Raw genomic sequence first — 17,374 nt, forward strand, 5'->3', positions numbered from 1 at the left:
GTGCCTTATAGGCAAAAGAGGCGAGGTTGTTCATTATAAAAAGCCCGGGCAAGGCGTGTAGCTGATGCCGAAGACTCATTACCAATAAATAGCGCAGGTATTGCCTGCCGCCTTGCTCATCCCGACTTCCGGGAATTCTGGTTCAACACTGCATGGGATGCCATGTGGTGCTATTGGTGTTTGTGCACACTGTGAGCTAGATCGGAATGCGAATGCGAACGCGCAGGCCGCCCAGTGGAGACTGGCGCAAGAAGATTTCCCCCCCATGACTTCTCACAATATCCCTTGCAATTGCCAGACCGAGGCCTGAGCCACCGCTGTCCTGATTACGGGCCGTATCAAGCCTGTGGAAGGGACGGAAGACGTTCTCCCGCTCTTCACGAGGGATACCCGGACCGTCATCATCAACTGTAATAATCAGCCAGTCGGGTGTTCGATTGCCCTTGATGCGCAGCGTCTTGCCATAGCGCGCCGCATTGGAAATCACGTTCAGAAGACAGCGCCGGAAGGCCCGGCCTTTGACGATGACAAGGGGATCTCCGTCGAAGGAGGATGCAACGTCAGCGCCAACAACCTCTGCCTCGACCTCCAGATCCTCCAGCATGAGCGAGATATCAACCGGAGCAGGCGGCTCGTCACCATAGCCTTTGGAGAAGGAAAGATAGTCCTCCAGCATGCGGTTCATTTCGTCGACGTCTTTACGCAGAGCATCTGCCTCAGGAGATTGAGGAAGCAGGGCGAGCTCAAGACGGAACCGCGTGAGGATCGTTCGCAAGTCATGGCTGACGCCTGCAAGCATGGTCGTGCGCTGATCAACATGGCGCTCAATTCTGCGGCGCATGTCCACGAAAGCAAGAGCGGCACGGCGGACTTCACGAGCCCCATGTGGGCGGAAGTTGGAGACTTGTCGGCCCTTGCCGAATTCCTCAGCAGCATCTGCCAGTTGCTCGATTGGCCGGATTTGGTTTCTGAGGAACAAGACCGCGATAATGATCAGAACCAACGAGGTGGCGACCATCCAGACGATGAAGATATGGGAATTCGACGCATACGTCTGGCTGCGACGAGCGATGATACGGAGTGTTTTGTTTTCCAGCTGGATGCGGATTTCGACATATTTCGAAGCTCCAACGGTATCAATCCAAAACGGCTTGCCAATGCGCGCAGCAATCTCACGGGTCATATACCGATCCACCAAGTCAAAGAGTGGCTTCGGTTTTGGTGGTGGGAGCGGCTCTTTGGGTAGCACTGTTACAGACAGGCCCAGAGCTCCAGCACTGATTTGCTTCAGTGTCGCGTAATTGTCGTCGTGATTGTAGGTTTCTGTCATATCGACGACAGCTGCAATCTGTCGGACTACGGCTTCAGACAAGCGCTTGGTTACGAGATCGTAGTGGCGCTCCATGAAAACGAAAGCGAGGACTGATTGCAGGATCAGGAAGGGGATGACGATGATCAGCAGAGCACGGACATAAAGGCCCTTTGGAAGCCGATAATGCAGCCAGCTGGTCACCGCGAAGTAGGGCTTTAAAAGCGTTCTGATCCATTGTGGAAGTGTGAACCGGTCTGATAAGCCCATTGTCCTCTCGCTGCTCGCCTGTGCGCTGGCTGCTATAATGGCAGCTAGTTGGTAACAAGCCGATAACCTATCCCACGCACGGTCTGCAGGTATAGGGGATTGCCGGGGTCTTCCTCAATCTTTCTTCTCAAGCGGTTCACCTGAACGTCGATTGTGCGCTCGCCAAGTGCAGCATCTGCTCCCACAAGGTCAGTTCGTGCTACAGTTTGACCAGGCTTTTCCGCGAAGGTGTTGAGGATTTGTTTTTCCCGATCAGTTAGGCGGACATGTTCGTCATTGCGTTTTAGTTCACCGCGTTCTGCATTGTATTGAAACGGGCCGAACGCCAACACTTCGAGTTTCATTTTTGGCTTTGGGCCACCTCTGCGGAGAATGGCGGAAATTCTAAGGAGCAATTCGCGTGGTTCAAACGGTTTTGAGACATAATCGTCGACGCCAGCTTCCAGTCCTTCAATCCGATCTTCAATATCGGAGCGGGCTGTGAGCATGAGGATGGGGACAGCTTTGGAACGGCGCAGGTCTTTTGCGAGCTCAATTCCGCTTTCGCCTGGCATCATGACGTCCAAAATGAGTAGATCGAACTCCAGGCCGGATAATCTGCGGCGGGCTTCTACTGCGTCTCTTGCGACGGTTACCCGAAAGCCGCTTTCTCCGAGAAACCTTTGGAGCAGGTCGCGGATACGGCTGTCATCATCAATCAGGAGAATGTGAGGTGCATCATCTTCCAGAAGAGCAGAGCGGGCCACGGTAATTCCTCAATCTGTTTGTTTGGTGATGAGACGGGCAACTTCGCTGCGATCATTCTCATCAATCATAAGATATAAAAACTGGCGGACAATCTCATCACTGCCATCTGGCATCATGGAGATCGCCTTATTAATACGTTGGGACTGGAGTTTGGATAGTCGGGCACAAAATTCTGTACCTTTTTCAGTGGTATATAGCAGGCGCTGACGGCGGTCCAACGCTCCTGGTTCCTGACAAATGAAGTCATCATCCACCAACTGTTTCAAAACACGTCCTAAACTTTGCTTCGTGATTTTTAAAATGTCGAGCAGGTCAGAGACTCTGATTCCGGGGTTTCTGTGCACAAAATGAAGAACACGGTGATGGGCACGACCAAAACCCAGCTCATCAAGAAGCACATCCGGATCACCCGTAAAATCGCGATAAGCGAAGAAAAACAGTTCAATAAGGTCAAACCGTGGTGAATCGCTGTCTTTTTTATTCATTTCCTGTCCCGGACAACTGCCTATTTTTTAATCTCATAAAAAATACGTCAGTCATGTTGACTTATTTCAGAATGATAGTTACAAGTTACTCATCGCTGAAGAAAGGAAAGAACTCAACATGTCGCATGTGCGCAATAGTTGAAAAATTAATTTCTTCATCGGTTTTACGTCGTGGGTAGGTATTGATCATCTGTAGTTGTAATACGGCTGCTCTGTATACCTATCCTTTATAAACTCATTGATTTAGCTAGAACACACCTTGACTGGCAAGTCCTTGCCTTGCCTGCACCGTGAATTGTTCGCCATATGGAGAAGAGAAATGGCGGGTATACCCTTTGATCAACTAGAAGGCTCAATCTGGTTGGATGGAAAAATTGTTCCGTGGTCAGAGGCCAAGATGCACGTGCTCACGCACGGTTTGCACTACGGAAGCAGTGTGTTCGAAGGTCAACGCGCCTATGGCGGCGAGATCTTCAAGCTGGAAGAACACACCAAACGCTTACATGCTTCTGCAGAGGTTCTGGGCTTCACTATTCCGTGGAGCGAAGAGCAGATTAACGGTGCGTGTAAACAGATGCTAGCCGAGAACAACCTGACAGACGCTTACCTGCGTCCGGTTGCCTGGCGCGGCAGTGAGATGATGGGCATTTCGGCTCAGTCCAACACCATCCACCTGGCGATTGCTGCCTGGGAGTGGCCAAGCTACTTCTCTCCAGAAGAGCGTTTGAAGGGTATTCGTCTGGATCTGGCAGAATATCGTCGCCCAGATCCAAAGACCGCACCGTTCAAGTCGAAGGCAGCTGGTCTGTACATGATCTGCACAATCTCCAAGCATGCTGCTGAAGCAAAAGGTTATTCCGATGCTTTGATGCTGGACTGGCAGGGCCGTGTTGCTGAAGCGACTGGTGCCAATGTTTTCTTCATCAAAGACGGTGCAATCCACACTCCGATTGCGGACTGTTTCCTTGATGGTATCACACGCCGCACTGTGATTGATCTGGCACGTGCTCGTGGTATCGAAGTGATTGAACGTCGTATCATGCCTGAAGAGATGGAAGGCTTTGAACAGTGCTTCCTGACTGGGTCTGCTGCTGAAGTGACACCGGTTTCTGAAATCGGGCCGCACAGTTTTGTTCCGGGCGATATTACGAAGCTGATGATCGAGGATTACATGGCTGCTGTACAGCCTGCGAAAGAAGAGTTGCTTGTTGCAAGCTGATCTCTTCGCCGCATGAAAATTCAAAGCCCGCTGCTCTGACTGAGTGGCGGGCTTTCTCGTTTTATTCGGTTGCGAGCTGTTGTTCGTGCTGCGGTTTGAAGAGTTTGCCGTTTTCTGTGATCAGCACGCAGATCAAGCCAAGGATCGAGAACAAGGCGACACCGTAGACGAGGGGCAGTTCGGTCCCATTGTACAGCTTGCCAATGCCAGCACCAAGCAGGGCTCCGATCAATGTGGTGATGAAGCCTATCATTGCCGAGCCAGCGCCTGCAACGCGCCCCAATGGTTCCATTGCCATGGTGTTGAAGTTCGGGCCGATGAAGCCGAAGAAGAACATTGCCAGTGACTGAATTGCTATGAATGTCACGATGGTCAGATTACCACTGTAGGCAATTGCTGCTGTCAAAACAGAAGTTGCGGTAAAGCCAAGCAATGCCATATGCGACATTTTTCTGAGGCCATACTTCTCCACCATTTGTGAATTCAGGTAGGAGGAAAGGGCCATTGCGATTGAGATTGCTGCAAACACGATTGGGAACAGGTCAGCGAGCGCAAAGCGTTCCATAAAGACTTGCTGCGCAGAATTGATGAATGCGAACAGGCAGGCAAAGATGAATGTCATGGCCATCATGTAGCCAACAGTCACACGAGTGGTGAGGGCTAACCGATATGCACTGAGGACAGAACGTAATTCCAGTGGGCGCTGGTTTATAGGGTCAAGGCTTTCAGGAAGGCGCATCGAACACCAGACAAATAAGAGCACTCCAAACAGAGTTAGGGCAGCGAACACGCCTTGCCATGGAGCGACCCACAGGACGATCTGTCCGAGAAATGGAGCAATCACGGGGGCAATCTGGAAAGCTACCATGACCAGGGACATCACCTTGCCCATTTGACGACCGCTGTACCAATCCCGGATCATTGAAATGGATGCGACGCGCGGTGCTGCAGCTCCGATACCCTGAAGGGCTCGAGCTGCGAGCATGTGCTCATAGCTTACAGCGAATGTCGAATACACTCCGCCAATGATGTACAGGCTGAGGCCGATCAGCAGCGTGGTTCGACGACCAATCGTATCCGAAAGCGGACCGAAAAAGAGAGAAGCAAAAGCGAGACCAAGCATGTAGGCTGTGATCACCAATTGGCGATCATTGTCGGCGACAGACAATGCAGCGCTCATAGCCGGAAGGGCCGGAAGCATCATTGACGTCGCAACCGCGTTCAGCGCCATAAGCGCTGCAACAAGGCTGACAATTTCCCATAAGGAAAGCCCAGGATGAGGTGCTCGCTCATGCTGCAGATCAGAAACTGCAGACATCAGAGACCTGTTTGTTGGGTGCAAAAAAGGTAAGAGGTCGCGATTGCGACCTAATAAACTCAAATTAGCTTCTATTTGAACTGGCAAACATGGCTATGTCAAGGCAAGTGCCAGTTCATTGTTGCGTGCTGCATGTTTATGGAATGCTGGAGCTATTTGGTTTTCTGCTCGTCCCAGCGCGATGCATCGGCATCATCCACTGCTTTAGCCTCGACCCAAGTTCCCTCGGATGCCTCTTTGAGATGCTCTTTCTTCCAGAATGGCGCCTGAGTTTTCAGGAAGTCCATTAGAAAGTCAGAAGCTTCGAAGGCGGCTCGACGATGAGAGCTGGTTGCTATGACCAAAACAATGTTGTCGCCTGGAGGAATTTTGCCAAAACGATGAATGATCGCGAGGCCTGTCAGGGGCCAACGTTCAACGGCTTGCTGCGCAAACTTTGAGATCTGAGCTTCGGCCATACCTGGATAATGTTCCAGTTCTAGCGCCTCAAGCGTACCGCCTTCATCCCGGCATAGGCCAGTGAAGGTAACGATAGCTCCGACATCTTTGCGGCCTTTGGCGAGGATTTCGGTTTCTGCTAAAACGTCAAAATCTTCAGCTTGAACGCGGACTGTAAATTCTGTGGTGGTGCTGTTTGACATGGTACTCGCAGACTTTGAGATATGCTGGAGGGAAGGTGTTCCTCAACCGCCTGTCATTGGCGGGAAGAATGCAACTTCTTCAGTTCCAGACAAAACGTGATCTTCTTCCACGTGTTCCTGATTGACTGCAATGCGAATGGTTTCTGGTTGTTCGAAGGCAAAGGCATAACCTTCATCACGAGCTGCGAGCCAAATCATCAATTCGCCTGCGGTTTTAACAGTTTCTGGAAGCTCAATGGTCTCCTCAGAGGTTCCAGTGCGCTCACGCAGCCAAGCGAAGTAACGAATTTTCATGAGATTGAGCCCCGGTATTGTATGGCTTCCTTTTTGTGGAAGCCTTGTCTTTTACAGGAATTAGTCTTCAATCAGATGGCCAATTCCGGCGCGGAAGTAGTCATACCCCGTATATAGGGTCAAAATCGCTGCGACCCAAAGTAGCACTATACCAGTTGATGTGGTGTAGGGGAAAACAACATCGCCAGCATCACCTGCGAGCAAAAAGCCCAAGGCAACGAGTTGGACAGTGGTTTTCCATTTAGCCAGTTTGGTAACAGGGACTGAAACACGAAGCTCAGCAAGGAACTCACGCAGGCCAGAAACAAGGATTTCCCGGCAAAGAATGATGATGGCAGCAAAGATGGACCAGTTTCCGATTGTCTGATCCCATGCCAATATTAGGAGACAAACAGAAACAAGAAGTTTGTCGGCAATTGGGTCCAGCATGCGACCGAGAGCAGACTGTTGCTGCCAAATTCTGGCGAGGTAGCCGTCAAAGAAATCTGTGATTGCAGCTATGAAGAAGATACTTAATGCAATCCAACGGGCGGTGTGGGTTGGGAAATAGAAACACACAGCCAGAGCTGGCACAGCAGCAATACGGCCGTAAGTAAGAATATTTGGAAGCGAAAATATAAGCTTACGGGACATATGAACCTTCAAGTTTACGCGGCTAACAAGCGCTCATACGCAGGGTGTGCACATCCAAGTGCGTCCTGTCAATTGTAGCACGCTTATTTGTGCAGGACTTCGGGGGAGTATACGGGATTATGTAAACATCCCGTCACCCATTTCCTTAATGATCTGCTTTGCCTTGCGCGAAGAGAACTCTTTTGCTTCATCCTCAGAGCCATGTGTGTCTGCGCGGATAAAGGTATGCTCTTTGGTCTCTTCCCCAAATTGCTTGGTGATGCGACCCGCAGTTTGCCACTGTCCACCACGGCGAGAAGGTTCAGAGTAAATCAGGTAGCCTTCAAATTCTTCTGCTTTTGCAGCTGGCGTTGATTTTTCATCTTTGTTGCCGCCAAACAGATTTGAGAAAAAGCCCATGTTTATTCTCCCAGACTAAACGTAGTTTTATTGGTCTATAGGTTCGCACATCATGTCGGCGAGTGCATCCTTGTTTTCACTGTTAGGTTCTCCAAGTTTGCGCATGGACCAGTGTTTTCTGCAAAGTGAGATGTAGGATTCCTCACCGCCGATGACAACCTGATCACCTTCTTCGACAATGTTTCCGCTTTCATCCACGCGGGCCACCATTGTTGCTTTGGATCCGCACCAGCAGATGGTTCTCACTTCGCGGAGGATATCTGCAATGGCGAGGAGTGCGGCACTGCCTGGAAACATCTTGCCCTGAAAGTCAGTTCTCAAACCGTAAGCCATTACAGGAATACGAAGATGGTCCGCAACATGGGCCAGCTGCCAGACCTGTTCTTCTGTCAGGAATTGTGCTTCATCGATGAAGACCGCGTTGAACTGGTGCTCTTTGAGTTGTTCCTCAATACAAGCGAACAGATCAAGCTTTGTGTCGTAGATGAGGGCGTCTGATTTCAAACCTATACGCGATGAAATTTCTCCGACCTTGGTGCGATTGTCGAGGGCTGCTGTGAACAGCAAACTGCGCATACCGCGCTCCTGATAGTTATAGGAGGCCTGCAGCAGCAGAGTGGATTTACCAGCATTCATTGCGGAGAAATTGAAATATAGTTTTGCCATTGGCCCTTCGCGGCGCGGCGCGCCTCATCGCGTTCAATCTGATTAGGTCTTCATACATGGATTCGTGAGAGAGGCCAGAACCCTGGGAGGTTACTCACAAGGTTCCACGGCAAACTTTTAGCGTGAGGCGTATCCAGCGACCAAACTTGGTAATTCACGCATGCAGGCTATGGAATGATCCGGCAGAACAGGGGATCGATTGGCATGCTGCAGAGGGTTAAACCAGACAGAAGTGGCACCGATATTGTTTGCGCCTGCGATGTCGTGCTCCAAAGAGTCGCCGACATGGATGAGTTTGTCGGGGCTCATACCAGCCATTGAAAGCATGGCATCAAAGAGACGGGGATCCGGTTTTTTGTAGGGGTACTCTTCCGCCATCACCACGAAATCGAAGAGGTGGGCGATACCTGCGCTTTTGGGGCATGAGTTGCCGTTGGTGATGAGCGCTGTCTTGTAGTTTCGCTTCAGCGTTGCGAGCGTTTCTTTGACATGAGGGTAAAAGTAAGGGGCTCCGAAGCGGACTTTTTTGAAGATCTCCAGCGCTTGCTCAGACAAATCCTTAGCATTACTCAGTGGATTAAGTGCTTGTTCAAATGAAGCTCTTCGAATTTCCAGATAGCGAATGTTGTTGGGGTCTGCGTCTTCAACGAGGGATTTATGTATTTTTTTGAGGCGTTTGGGAGTGATGGGTTTGTCGGAGTAATGGCTTAAAAAACTTGCGGTGGTGATGAGGGCTTCGTCCAGAATTCGCTGAAAATCAAAGAGGGTTTGGTCTGCATCGAAGGATATAAGCAATTCTCGTGGCATTCCAAATTTCCCTCCGGACCGATCCCTATAAAGTTATTATATGCTTACTTTAGGGTAATATGTGAAGTGTCGCGAAGATTGGAAAATGGTCTGAGCCGACATCTTCGTCAATTATGAGGTCTTTGATTACAATTTCTTCAGAAGAGGTAATGTGATCGACTTTTGATCCCAACACTTTTCCAAGAAATGGATTGATAAAATATCGAGTTGTCTGCGGAATGAGGCTGGTGAACGTTGTTTTCAGCTTCAAATCTGAAAGCAGTTTCTGAAAGGTATCTGACCAGACAGGGGTGTTCCAGTCCCCTAAAACCATAATGGGTGAATCTGTCCGCTGTTCTCGGATGTAATTTGACACGTAATTCATGTAGGTCGTCCGTCCGTCCAGGCGACGTTGACTGCGTGGACTTGCCGGGTGGATTGCATAGAGCTGGATCAGGGTGCCGTTGATGTTGACATCTGCGCTCAGGAACTCGCGCGGGATGTACCCGTTTTGCCCGAGGCCAGGTATATGAACCCGTTTTGAGTTCTTTAGCGGAAATTTGCTGAAGACTGTGAGATCAGTGTCGCGCTTTGCTGGTGGCAGGATAGCGTATTGATAATTCTCTGTAAGGAACGTTTTCAGGCGGGGAGTTGCGCTTGCGGTTTCCTGAAACACGATCAGGTCTGGTTGACGTTTTTCAATCAGCTCTTGCAAGGCCTCCTTCTCGAACTGCATATGCAGGAGATTGAGGCTCATGACGTTGAACGACTTGCTCTTGGGGGGGGTATCCAGAATTGCGACAGGTTGAGTGACGAGACGGATGCTGGTGACCATCCAGAAGCTGGAGATGATCAATCCTAAGAGACAGAGTAAATGGAGCCAGTGCAGATTTCTGGCCAGTACGAGCCAGAGTAGGAGACCGACAAAACCCACTGCGATAAGCTGAGGGATGAAGAAAGCTACCGCTTCGCTCAACAGGTTTCCAGGAGCGAATAAAGAGGCGAGGAGCAAGAAGGTGACCGCAAGTGTTCCTACGCGCACCAGATGAAGCAAGATCGGGGTATTTGGTTTTTTCTTTGATAATACCCTGTCTGAACGCACTGCTCTCACCTTTGGTTGTTAAGTTTTGATGAGAATAGCGTATAGTCGTTTTCTATTTGTGAAAACAATGCGTTATCCCGTGATTATTCGTGGAAGTGGTTGTAGATCAGTTTTGCAATGCTTTCGGAGATTCCTGAAACAGCTCGCAAGTCTTCGATGCCAGCTTTTGAAACTGCTTTTGCAGTGCCGAAGTGACGAAGCAGAACGCGCTTTCTTGTCGGACCAATACCTGCAATTTCATCCAGTGGATTTGCGACGATTGCCTTCTTGCGGCGGGCTCTGTGGGAGCCGATCGCGAAGCGGTGTGCCTCATCTCGCATGCGTTGCACAAAGTACAGGACCGGATCACGTTCAGGTAACATAAAACTTTGTTTGCCTGTGACGAAGAACTTCTCGCGTCCTGCATCGCGGTCAGGACCTTTTGCGATGCCGACCAATGGGATGTCCGTGATGCCCATCTCTTCGAGTGTTTCGCGGACGGCGCTGAGCTGGCCTTTACCGCCATCGATCAGCACCAAATCAGGCCATGCAGGGATGTCAGCATTGGATGGCGCGACTTCCTGCTCTTCTTCACCGGCTTTTGGCTCAGTTTTTGATTGTGCGGTGAAACGGGCAGCTTGCTCGTAACCTTCCGGGTTCTCCTTCATCAGGCGGGCGAAACGGCGTGAGAGCACTTCTCGCATCATGCCGTAGTCGTCGCCCGGGATCAGGTCTTCTGACTTGATGTTGAACTTTCTGTACTGGCCTTTCGCAAAGCCATCAGAGCCCGCAACAATCATTCCGCCAACAGCATTGGTGCCTGAGATGTGGGAGTTGTCGAAAACATCGATACGACGTGGTGTACGGTCCAGATCAAAGGCTTCTGCAACACCCTTCAAGAGCTTCAGCTGGCTGGATGTCTCAGCAAGCCTACGGCCAAGAGCGCCCTTGGCATTCGTGAGCGCGTGCTCCACCAATTCGCGTTTTTCGCCGCGCTTTGGTATTGCGACTTCGACCTTGCGATTGGCCCTTGCAGAGAGGGCTTCTGCCAGTAGTTCTTGCTCTTCTAGTTCATGTGAGAGCAAGACCATACGTGGCGGCGGTTTATCCTCGTAGAACTGGGAGAGGAAGCTCTCCAGAATTTCTGAGGGTTCGTAACTTTTATCCGCTTTAGGAAAGTATGCGCGGTTGCCCCAGTTTTGTCCTGTGCGAAAGAAGAAGACTTGCACGCATGTCTGGCCGCCTTCCTGATAGGTGGCGAAAACATCTGCTTCTTCAATGCTCTGCGGATTGATGCCCTGATGGCTCTGGACATGGGACAGTGCAGAAATGCGGTCGCGATAGACAGCCGCCTGTTCAAAGTCGAGGTTCTCTGAGGCTTTTTCCATAGCGACCGCCAGGTCTTGCTTGATGAGCTGGCTTTTGCCTGAGAGGAAGGATTTTGCTTCAGCGACAAGTCCTTTGTAGTCCTCAATGGAGATCTCGCCAGTGCAGGGGGCTGCACAACGCTTGATTTGGTAAAGCAGGCAAGGGCGCGAGCGATTGGAATAGTAGCTGTCGGAGCAGTTGCGGATGAGAAACGCCTTTTGCATAGCATTGATGGTGTCATTGACAGCACCAGCGGATGCAAATGGTCCGAAGTAATCGCCTTTGCGGGCCCGAGCTCCGCGGTGTTTGATCAGGGCAGGGGCTTCATGGTCGGCACTGATCAGGATGTATGGAAAGGACTTGTCGTCACGCAGGAGAACATTGAAGCGAGGGCGCAAACGCTTGATGAGGTTTGCTTCCAGCAGCAAGGCTTCTGGTTCTGTGCGGGTTTCAACGAACTCCATCGCAGCAGTTGCCATGATCATCCGCATGATGCGGTTGGATTGGCCCTGAAGCCGAGTGTAACTTGTGACGCGCTTCTTCAGTGACCGAGCTTTGCCCACATAGAGGACTTCGCCGTCCTCATCAAACATGCGGTAGACGCCGGGGCCAAGGGGCAAGCGTTTTACGAAGTCTGCAATGACTTCAACACCCTTTACGCCAGGTTTGCGCGGGGCGGCGTTGCTTTCAAACTGGATGTCTGGATTGCTTTGGGGCACATCGACATTGTCTTCTGCTTGAGCAGGCATGTCAGATGTGTCTTTAGCCATGATCCAATTACTCTCGGTGTATGCTGAAATGAAATATGGAAACGCACCTTATCCGATTCAACGGCAGGTGCGGTCTCTCAGAAGTGTTTTAGTTGTGTGTCCTAGATGAAATCCAGAGCAAATACGCCGTAGATGTAAGCGACATAGGCAACGCTAAGGAATATGCCCCATGCTTTGCCGAGGCACAGACGCTTGGCGGCAAAGATATACAGCAGTACGGCACAGGCTAGCATGACCCAGATGTCGAAGACGAGGATCTGTTCTGGGATCGGGATTGGAATGATTGTGACCGTGATGCCCATGATCGCCAGCAGATTAAAGACATTGGAGCCAATGACATTGCCGAGCGCGACTGCAGAGTGCTGACGGATGGCTGCCATAACGGTTGTTGCAAGCTCTGGCAGTGAGGTACCAAGTGCAACGACAGTCAGGCCGATGACAGCATCGGACACGCCCCAGGATGATGCTACATCAGTTGCGCCAGAGATGGTCAGTTGTGCCCCAAGTGGCAGGCCGATCAGGCCGAGAACGAGAAAGAGTGCAGCAATTGCTTTGTTTTCTGGAACGGAATCGACGTCAAGATCGTCTTCTTCGTCACCATCAGGAGCTGCTACACAGCAGGAGCCGTTCTCTTTCTTATGCTTCTTGGTTGCGCGTACTGAATCTCCCAGAAAGATTGCGAGCAAAACAAGAAGGCCGATACCTGCATAATGGGTTAGCGTGCCCATGAAGCAGAGTGCTGCGAAGATGACGGAGACCACCAGCATGAATAGAGCGTTTCTGTGAGCTCCATTCTCATCGCATGGTGTTGTTGCGATCAGGGCAGGTACGCCAAGAACCAGCAGCACGTTTGCGATGTTGGAGCCGACAACGTTACCAATTGCAACGCCGCTGACACCGTCGAGAGCAGCTTTCAGAGAGATAAAGAGTTCTGGTGCTGAGGTACCAAAGGCGACGATGGTCAAACCGATGATGAGAGTTGGAATTCCCAGAGCCTGAGCAATTGACACCGCGCCGCGTACAAGCATGTCACCGGCAAAAATCAATAGTGCGAGACCTCCGAGGAGGGCAGCATATGAGAAAAGCATAGGCTGAAATTCCAATTATGTAAGGTTATTTGCTACACCAAAGGGGGCATACAGGAGTCTGACCGGGTATATAGACAGGTTTGGCGCGTTCTTGAAGTGTCTCAGATCACTTTTGACACCAGGTCTCTGCAAAAATTTCAGTCGGTAGAATTGATCACAGCTTGTGTATAGTAAAAAGGCCACTCAAATAGTATGCATTACCTAGCGTAAACAATAGGTTGTCAAAGGTGCCATATTCTTTCTGTAGTTTGCCTTGAATTAACCAGAATTCGTGTCAGATCCAGCCACAAAGTCAAATCATACATTTCTCTATCCCGGGGCGGTCTCATTTGGTCGCCTTCCCCCAGCGGATGCGTTTCATGCGCTCCGTTTATAATTTGTTGGAGAATGATACATGCTGCGTATTGCGTCTTGTACCGCTATTGCTTTCGGTCTGATGGCCGGCACTTCCCTTGCTGCTGACCTCCCTCAGCCAGTACAGCCAAGTCAGCCAGAAATTTCTTATGAAACACCAGCGACCTTTTCTGCGTATGACTGGTCCGGTGCTTACATTGGTGCCAACGCTGGTTGGGGTTTCCTCGGCGCTGATGGCAAAAGCGGTGCATCCGGTGCATTGGATGACGACCAGAATGGTGTAACTGCGGGCGTTCATGCCGGTTACAACTTCATGGTTGCTCCAAGTGTTGTCCTGGGTGCTGAAGTTGACATTCAGTACAACGACCTTGAAGAGAAAAGCGCTGGCGTAGAGCTGCAGTCCGACTGGAATGCAACCGTTCGCGCTCGTGCAGGTTACGCTCTCGACCGTACGCTTGTATACGGTACAGGTGGTGCTGCATTCAAAGACCTGACTGCAAAATCCGCTTCTGGCAAAGATGAGAAAACCGCTATTGGTTACGTTGTAGGTGCTGGTGTTGAACACGCAGTAACCGACACTCTGACTGCTCGCCTTGAATACCTGTATCAGGATTTCGGCGATCAGAAGTTTGACTTCGGTGGCAACACTGAGAAAACTAAGATTGATGAAAATCTGGTACGCGCAGGCGTTTCCATGAAGTTCTAATTGAACTGATTTTCTGCTTTAAAGGCGCATGCTTCCGGCATGCGCCTTTTTCGTTTTTAGCTTCTCTCAAGCATTTCTGGTGCCTGCGTTTCGTTGTAGGCGGGAACCTGAGCAACAAAAACATCATGCCAGTGAACCAGTTTCGGGTTGTTCTGCCGCCAATCGCCATTTGCGCGTAAGTCGAGATAACCTAATGAGCAAGCAAGTGCGATCTGGGCACAGTCCGGAATGCCATTGGTATCCGTTGGAGTTGGCAAAGGATGGTCATTGAAGGCTTTCAATGTGCGATCAACTTTTCCTTGCTGACGGTCGATCCAGGTCCGGTTCCAATGCTCTTCCGGGTGGTTCCTTGTTTCAATCTGAGCTTGAATGGCGGCATCAGTGATGCCATCTGCCGTTGCTTGTTTTGTCAGGACTGAGATGCGGGTGTCGTCTGCCGGGATGATTTTGCCCCCGCCAGCCAGAGTGTCGAGCAGTTCCAATGCGACGCGGCTGTCGTAGACGATATCGCCGTTTTCCAGCAGAAGTGTTGGGACTTTTGCAAGCGGGTTTTGCTCGTACAAAGAGCCTTCGGATGCTCTTGTGTCAGCCCAATCGACTTTCACCTGTTCCTGAAGCCCCAGAACAGCAGCGGCGATACACGCTTTGCGTCCATAGGGGGAGGTTGGTGACGTGCGGAGTATGACCATTCTGCCTAAGCTCCCGGCTCAGCTTTGGTTTTGTCGAATGAAGGTACGCTAGAAGCGAAGTCATCCAGCCATGCAACGAGTGTTGGATAGGATTTACGCCATTCACCTGCGAAACGAAGATCAAGGTATCCAAGAGCACAGGCCAGGGCTATCTGAGCTGCATCCGGAGAATTATGCTGGACCTTTGGCAGAGGGTTGTTTTCGAAGGTTGTCAGTGCGCGATCAACCTTGGCCTGCTGGTAATCCACCCAGTCCTGATGTTTCTTTTCTTCCGGACGCATACGGCTTTCATAAACGATCTGGATTGCTGCATCACAGATACCATCTGCAAGAGCTTGTTTGGTCAGAATTTCAAATCGTTCAGCACCTGCTGGAAACAGCTTTTCGCCGCCAGCTGTATAGTCCAGATATTCAGTGATGACGCGGTTGTCGTAGAGTACGTTGCCGTCTTCAAGGACAAGACACGGGATTTTGCCGAGTGGGTTTTGCTGGCGGAGAGTGTCACTGGGATCGAGTGTCTGTGCAACTTCAACATTCACTTTGTCTGCGAAGCCTAGCACGTACAGTGCGAGCTTGATTTTGCGACCAAATGGAGAAGCGCTGGAGGAACGGAGAGTTTGCATGGCAGCCACCTGTAAAACACTAGATCTTGTTGCAGCGCGCATCCTTATCCGAAACCCGGAGGTGCATTCGGTGATACGCTCTAGGAGAATTGAGTGGTCTGCACGATATCCGTGTTTCTTCCAATAATGCAAGGGACTTCGATTTGATTGTGTCAGAGCTTGCGGCTACTGGGTGAGTTCCTTCGCAAAATGCTCGACAGCATTCCAATCGGTAAATTCGACAGTGAGTTTGGGATCTGTCGGGCCATTGGTCATCTTCATGATGAGCTGGATCATCACTCGATCCCACGGCTTGTAGTCAGGGTAGTTGAGAGCACCTGCGAAGACGGCGGCCTTCTTTGGCTCAAACTTCGATTTCTCTAAGTATTTCCTGAGGTATGCGTTGGTTTGAGGGGTGCTCTTCTCCGGCTTTCTGGCCGTAAGGTTGACTGAAAAGAAAGCTGTATGTGCCTGATTTAACTCGGCTAAATTGCGGCTGATAAACTGGCGAACCGGGCGTAAGTGGAAGCCATAGCGGATAGGGGATCCAATGAGAATTCGATTGTTCTTCAGATCAGGTGGGAGCTGTTCCATCCCTGTTATAAGAGGGAGAAAGACGATCTTTTCTCCATTCTTTTCAAGAAACTCTGAGATCTTGCCAATTATTTTTTTAGTCTGGCCATCATGACTGGCGTAGGCGAGATAGTATTTCATCAATTGTGAACCCGTAGGACTGTGCTGAGATCTAATATAAGTCTCAAGTGCGATCAGTCCTACGAGGCATGATGTAGCAAGGTGCTGTGTTAGCGAGGGATGATTTCCTGCTCTGGTCGAACGGTCCGGCATTCACCGTCATAGACCCTGAATTTGTCGAGACCATCAAGGCAAGCTCTGACACCCCATGAAAGGCCAAGGAAGCCATCATATTGCACCAGTGCATAATAGATGCGGTGGCGGGTGTCGTCGGTCAGGGTTGCGACGCCATTGCAATAGCGGCGACCCACTGGACTTGGGCGCCTGATTGTGAAATCAGACTCGCGAATTTCTTCGATCAGCTTGATCTCTAATCCGTCATAATAACTTGGAACAGCACGTGCGATTTGCCGTGCGACGGCTCTTTGCGCCTTGCCAGAGTCACAGGCTGGCAGATAGTCGCCAGACCAACCGAAATAGACTTTCTCATTTGGATCGATGAAATCCTCTTCGTCTATCTGCGGGATGGTTGTGTCATAGCTCCCCGGAGGAACCAGATCAGCAGCATACGTCGTTCCGGTGGCAACACTCAGTACAGTTGCAGTCAATAGGGTTAGGATTGATCTCGCGCGCATTAACACTCTCCACGGAAAGGCTGGCTGGTCTGAAGCAGCGAATAGCTGCTTGCAGGAAGCGTTTATGCACCAGCCTCTTTGTGAGGCGCGACGAGATACTAAAAGCGCATGAGCTTTGGCCCTGCGCTTCTAGCAATCAGTGATTTGCTGTTTTGGGTCAATCAAAGGTTCTGAGGGGTTACTCAGGAATAACCTGCTCTACGTTCCATGACGGGTTGATGCCTTGCGTCAGCGTTTTGCAGAGCCATGGCAGAGCGGTGTTCATGTCTTTTGTGAGTGTCCAAGGAGGATTGATGACCATCATCCCGCTGGCCTTCATTGGTGCGTCCTTGCTGACTTTACCTGCCGACAACTCGATTTTCACAGTGTTGCGAACGCCAGCTTCGTCAAGCGTAGCAATGAGTTGCCGAACTGCGCTGAAGTTTTTGACTGGATACCAAATGGCAAATGTTCCGGTTGGCCATCTCTTCCAACCGCGGATAACACCATCTGCAACGCGTGCGAATTCATCTTCCACTTCGAAGGCCGGATCGATCAGGACGACACCGCGTCTTTCTTTTGGGGGGAGGAAGCTACCCAATGCGAGCCAGGCATCCAGTGCAATCACCTTGACCTTTTTGT

At 50.6% G+C, this 17,374-nt stretch carries 20 protein-coding genes; 2 read left to right on the plus strand and 18 right to left on the minus strand.

Annotated features, from left to right (window positions below; all coding sequences use genetic code 11):
- Window positions 1–196: 196 nt before the first annotated feature.
- The 3 genes from PsW74_RS17660 to PsW74_RS17670 are packed head-to-tail and all read right to left on the minus strand — an operon-like array spanning window position 197 to window position 2,811.
- A complete protein-coding gene (locus tag PsW74_RS17660; protein WP_063290031.1) occupies window positions 197–1,579 on the minus strand; it encodes an ATP-binding protein in 1,383 nt (460 codons plus the stop codon).
- A gap of 44 nt (window positions 1,580–1,623) precedes the next feature.
- Window positions 1,624–2,325, minus strand: a complete 702-nt coding sequence (locus tag PsW74_RS17665; RefSeq protein ID WP_063290030.1) for a response regulator transcription factor — start codon at window positions 2,323–2,325, stop codon at window positions 1,624–1,626.
- Between the two features lie 9 nt (window positions 2,326–2,334).
- Window positions 2,335–2,811 carry a MarR family transcriptional regulator gene (locus PsW74_RS17670; protein WP_057463584.1) on the minus strand — a complete coding sequence of 159 codons (477 nt, stop codon included), beginning with the start codon at window positions 2,809–2,811 and terminating at the stop codon, window positions 2,335–2,337.
- Between the two features lie 319 nt (window positions 2,812–3,130).
- Here PsW74_RS17670 and PsW74_RS17675 point away from each other — a divergent pair, with 319 nt between their 5' ends.
- Window positions 3,131–4,030, plus strand: a complete 900-nt coding sequence (locus PsW74_RS17675; protein WP_063290029.1) for a branched-chain amino acid aminotransferase — start codon at window positions 3,131–3,133, stop codon at window positions 4,028–4,030.
- Between the two features lie 61 nt (window positions 4,031–4,091).
- Here the strand turns inward: PsW74_RS17675 and PsW74_RS17680 are convergent, their stop codons facing one another.
- The 10 genes from PsW74_RS17680 to PsW74_RS17725 form a co-directional block, all read right to left on the minus strand.
- Window positions 4,092–5,348 (minus strand): multidrug effflux MFS transporter, encoded by a 1,257-nt coding sequence (locus PsW74_RS17680; protein WP_063290028.1) that lies wholly within the window; start codon window positions 5,346–5,348, stop codon window positions 4,092–4,094.
- Window positions 5,349–5,500: 152 nt separating this feature from the next.
- Window positions 5,501–5,989 (minus strand): molybdenum cofactor biosynthesis protein MoaE, encoded by a 489-nt coding sequence (locus PsW74_RS17685; protein WP_063290027.1) that lies wholly within the window; start codon window positions 5,987–5,989, stop codon window positions 5,501–5,503.
- Window positions 5,990–6,031: 42 nt separating this feature from the next.
- A complete protein-coding gene (gene moaD / locus PsW74_RS17690; protein ID WP_063290026.1) occupies window positions 6,032–6,283 on the minus strand; it encodes a molybdopterin converting factor subunit 1 in 252 nt (83 codons plus the stop codon).
- Window positions 6,284–6,343: 60 nt separating this feature from the next.
- Window positions 6,344–6,916 carry a CDP-diacylglycerol--glycerol-3-phosphate 3-phosphatidyltransferase gene (gene pgsA, locus PsW74_RS17695; protein ID WP_057463579.1) on the minus strand — a complete coding sequence of 191 codons (573 nt, stop codon included), beginning with the start codon at window positions 6,914–6,916 and terminating at the stop codon, window positions 6,344–6,346.
- A gap of 117 nt (window positions 6,917–7,033) precedes the next feature.
- Window positions 7,034–7,315, minus strand: a complete 282-nt coding sequence (locus PsW74_RS17700) for an HlyU family transcriptional regulator (protein ID WP_063290025.1) — start codon at window positions 7,313–7,315, stop codon at window positions 7,034–7,036.
- Between the two features lie 27 nt (window positions 7,316–7,342).
- The gene (locus PsW74_RS17705; protein ID WP_063290024.1) at window positions 7,343–7,981 is read right to left on the minus strand and encodes a thymidine kinase; all 639 of its coding nucleotides are present in this window, start codon (window positions 7,979–7,981) and stop codon (window positions 7,343–7,345) included.
- A 117-nt stretch (window positions 7,982–8,098) separates the two neighbouring features.
- Window positions 8,099–8,788, minus strand: coding sequence for an HAD family hydrolase (locus PsW74_RS17710; protein ID WP_063290023.1), 690 nt, complete (start codon window positions 8,786–8,788; stop codon window positions 8,099–8,101).
- Window positions 8,789–8,837: 49 nt separating this feature from the next.
- Complete coding sequence (locus tag PsW74_RS17715; RefSeq protein ID WP_208988049.1) at window positions 8,838–9,743, minus strand: endonuclease/exonuclease/phosphatase family protein; 906 nt, start codon at window positions 9,741–9,743, stop codon at window positions 8,838–8,840.
- 209 nt (window positions 9,744–9,952) lie between these two features.
- Complete coding sequence (gene uvrC / locus PsW74_RS17720) at window positions 9,953–11,965, minus strand: excinuclease ABC subunit UvrC (protein WP_244271786.1); 2,013 nt, start codon at window positions 11,963–11,965, stop codon at window positions 9,953–9,955.
- Window positions 11,966–12,087: 122 nt separating this feature from the next.
- Window positions 12,088–13,074, minus strand: a complete 987-nt coding sequence (locus tag PsW74_RS17725; protein ID WP_063290020.1) for a calcium/sodium antiporter — start codon at window positions 13,072–13,074, stop codon at window positions 12,088–12,090.
- Between the two features lie 394 nt (window positions 13,075–13,468).
- Here PsW74_RS17725 and PsW74_RS17730 point away from each other — a divergent pair, with 394 nt between their 5' ends.
- Complete coding sequence (locus tag PsW74_RS17730) at window positions 13,469–14,134, plus strand: outer membrane protein (RefSeq protein ID WP_063290019.1); 666 nt, start codon at window positions 13,469–13,471, stop codon at window positions 14,132–14,134.
- Window positions 14,135–14,190: 56 nt separating this feature from the next.
- On the opposite strand, the gene PsW74_RS17735 is transcribed toward PsW74_RS17730, so the two are convergent.
- The 5 genes from PsW74_RS17735 to rlmJ form a co-directional block, all read right to left on the minus strand.
- Window positions 14,191–14,823 (minus strand): glutathione S-transferase family protein, encoded by a 633-nt coding sequence (locus tag PsW74_RS17735; RefSeq protein ID WP_063290018.1) that lies wholly within the window; start codon window positions 14,821–14,823, stop codon window positions 14,191–14,193.
- Between the two features lie 5 nt (window positions 14,824–14,828).
- Complete coding sequence (locus PsW74_RS17740) at window positions 14,829–15,446, minus strand: glutathione S-transferase family protein (protein ID WP_063290157.1); 618 nt, start codon at window positions 15,444–15,446, stop codon at window positions 14,829–14,831.
- Window positions 15,447–15,611: 165 nt separating this feature from the next.
- Window positions 15,612–16,139: a menaquinone-dependent protoporphyrinogen IX dehydrogenase gene (gene hemG / locus PsW74_RS17745; RefSeq protein ID WP_063290017.1), complete on the minus strand. Its 528-nt coding sequence runs from the start codon at window positions 16,137–16,139 to the stop codon at window positions 15,612–15,614.
- 89 nt (window positions 16,140–16,228) lie between these two features.
- Window positions 16,229–16,753 (minus strand): hypothetical protein, encoded by a 525-nt coding sequence (locus PsW74_RS29400; protein WP_208988050.1) that lies wholly within the window; start codon window positions 16,751–16,753, stop codon window positions 16,229–16,231.
- A 178-nt stretch (window positions 16,754–16,931) separates the two neighbouring features.
- The coding region (rlmJ, locus tag PsW74_RS29840) for a 23S rRNA (adenine(2030)-N(6))-methyltransferase RlmJ (RefSeq protein ID WP_244277873.1) at window positions 16,932–17,374 on the minus strand (443 nt) is incomplete at its 5' end.

The sequence above is a fragment of the Pseudovibrio sp. W74 genome (assembly GCF_001623085.1).
Classification (GTDB): Bacteria; Pseudomonadota; Alphaproteobacteria; order Rhizobiales; family Stappiaceae; genus Pseudovibrio.

Bases quoted from the DNA above. Each gene is read 5' to 3' on its own strand.
- PsW74_RS17660 (WP_063290031.1), bottom strand. From the start codon at position 1,579: ATGGGCTTATCAGACCGGTTCACACTTCCACAATGGATCAGAACGCTT.
- PsW74_RS17735 (WP_063290018.1), bottom strand. From the start codon at position 14,823: ATGGTCATACTCCGCACGTCACCAACCTCCCCCTATGGACGCAAAGCG.
- hemG (WP_063290017.1), bottom strand. From the start codon at position 16,139: ATGAAATACTATCTCGCCTACGCCAGTCATGATGGCCAGACTAAAAAA.
- PsW74_RS17680 (WP_063290028.1), bottom strand. From the start codon at position 5,348: ATGTCTGCAGTTTCTGATCTGCAGCATGAGCGAGCACCTCATCCTGGG.
- PsW74_RS29400 (WP_208988050.1), bottom strand. From the start codon at position 16,753: ATGCGCGCGAGATCAATCCTAACCCTATTGACTGCAACTGTACTGAGT.
- PsW74_RS17725 (WP_063290020.1), bottom strand. From the start codon at position 13,074: ATGCTTTTCTCATATGCTGCCCTCCTCGGAGGTCTCGCACTATTGATT.
- uvrC (WP_244271786.1), bottom strand. From the start codon at position 11,965: ATGCCTGCTCAAGCAGAAGACAATGTCGATGTGCCCCAAAGCAATCCA.
- pgsA (WP_057463579.1), bottom strand. From the start codon at position 6,916: ATGTCCCGTAAGCTTATATTTTCGCTTCCAAATATTCTTACTTACGGC.
- PsW74_RS17710 (WP_063290023.1), bottom strand. From the start codon at position 8,788: ATGCCACGAGAATTGCTTATATCCTTCGATGCAGACCAAACCCTCTTT.
- PsW74_RS17705 (WP_063290024.1), bottom strand. From the start codon at position 7,981: ATGGCAAAACTATATTTCAATTTCTCCGCAATGAATGCTGGTAAATCC.
- PsW74_RS17685 (WP_063290027.1), bottom strand. From the start codon at position 5,989: ATGTCAAACAGCACCACCACAGAATTTACAGTCCGCGTTCAAGCTGAA.
- PsW74_RS17670 (WP_057463584.1), bottom strand. From the start codon at position 2,811: ATGAATAAAAAAGACAGCGATTCACCACGGTTTGACCTTATTGAACTG.
- PsW74_RS17700 (WP_063290025.1), bottom strand. From the start codon at position 7,315: ATGGGCTTTTTCTCAAATCTGTTTGGCGGCAACAAAGATGAAAAATCA.
- PsW74_RS17730 (WP_063290019.1), top strand. From the start codon at position 13,469: ATGCTGCGTATTGCGTCTTGTACCGCTATTGCTTTCGGTCTGATGGCC.
- PsW74_RS17675 (WP_063290029.1), top strand. From the start codon at position 3,131: ATGGCGGGTATACCCTTTGATCAACTAGAAGGCTCAATCTGGTTGGAT.
- moaD (WP_063290026.1), bottom strand. From the start codon at position 6,283: ATGAAAATTCGTTACTTCGCTTGGCTGCGTGAGCGCACTGGAACCTCT.
- PsW74_RS17740 (WP_063290157.1), bottom strand. From the start codon at position 15,446: ATGCAAACTCTCCGTTCCTCCAGCGCTTCTCCATTTGGTCGCAAAATC.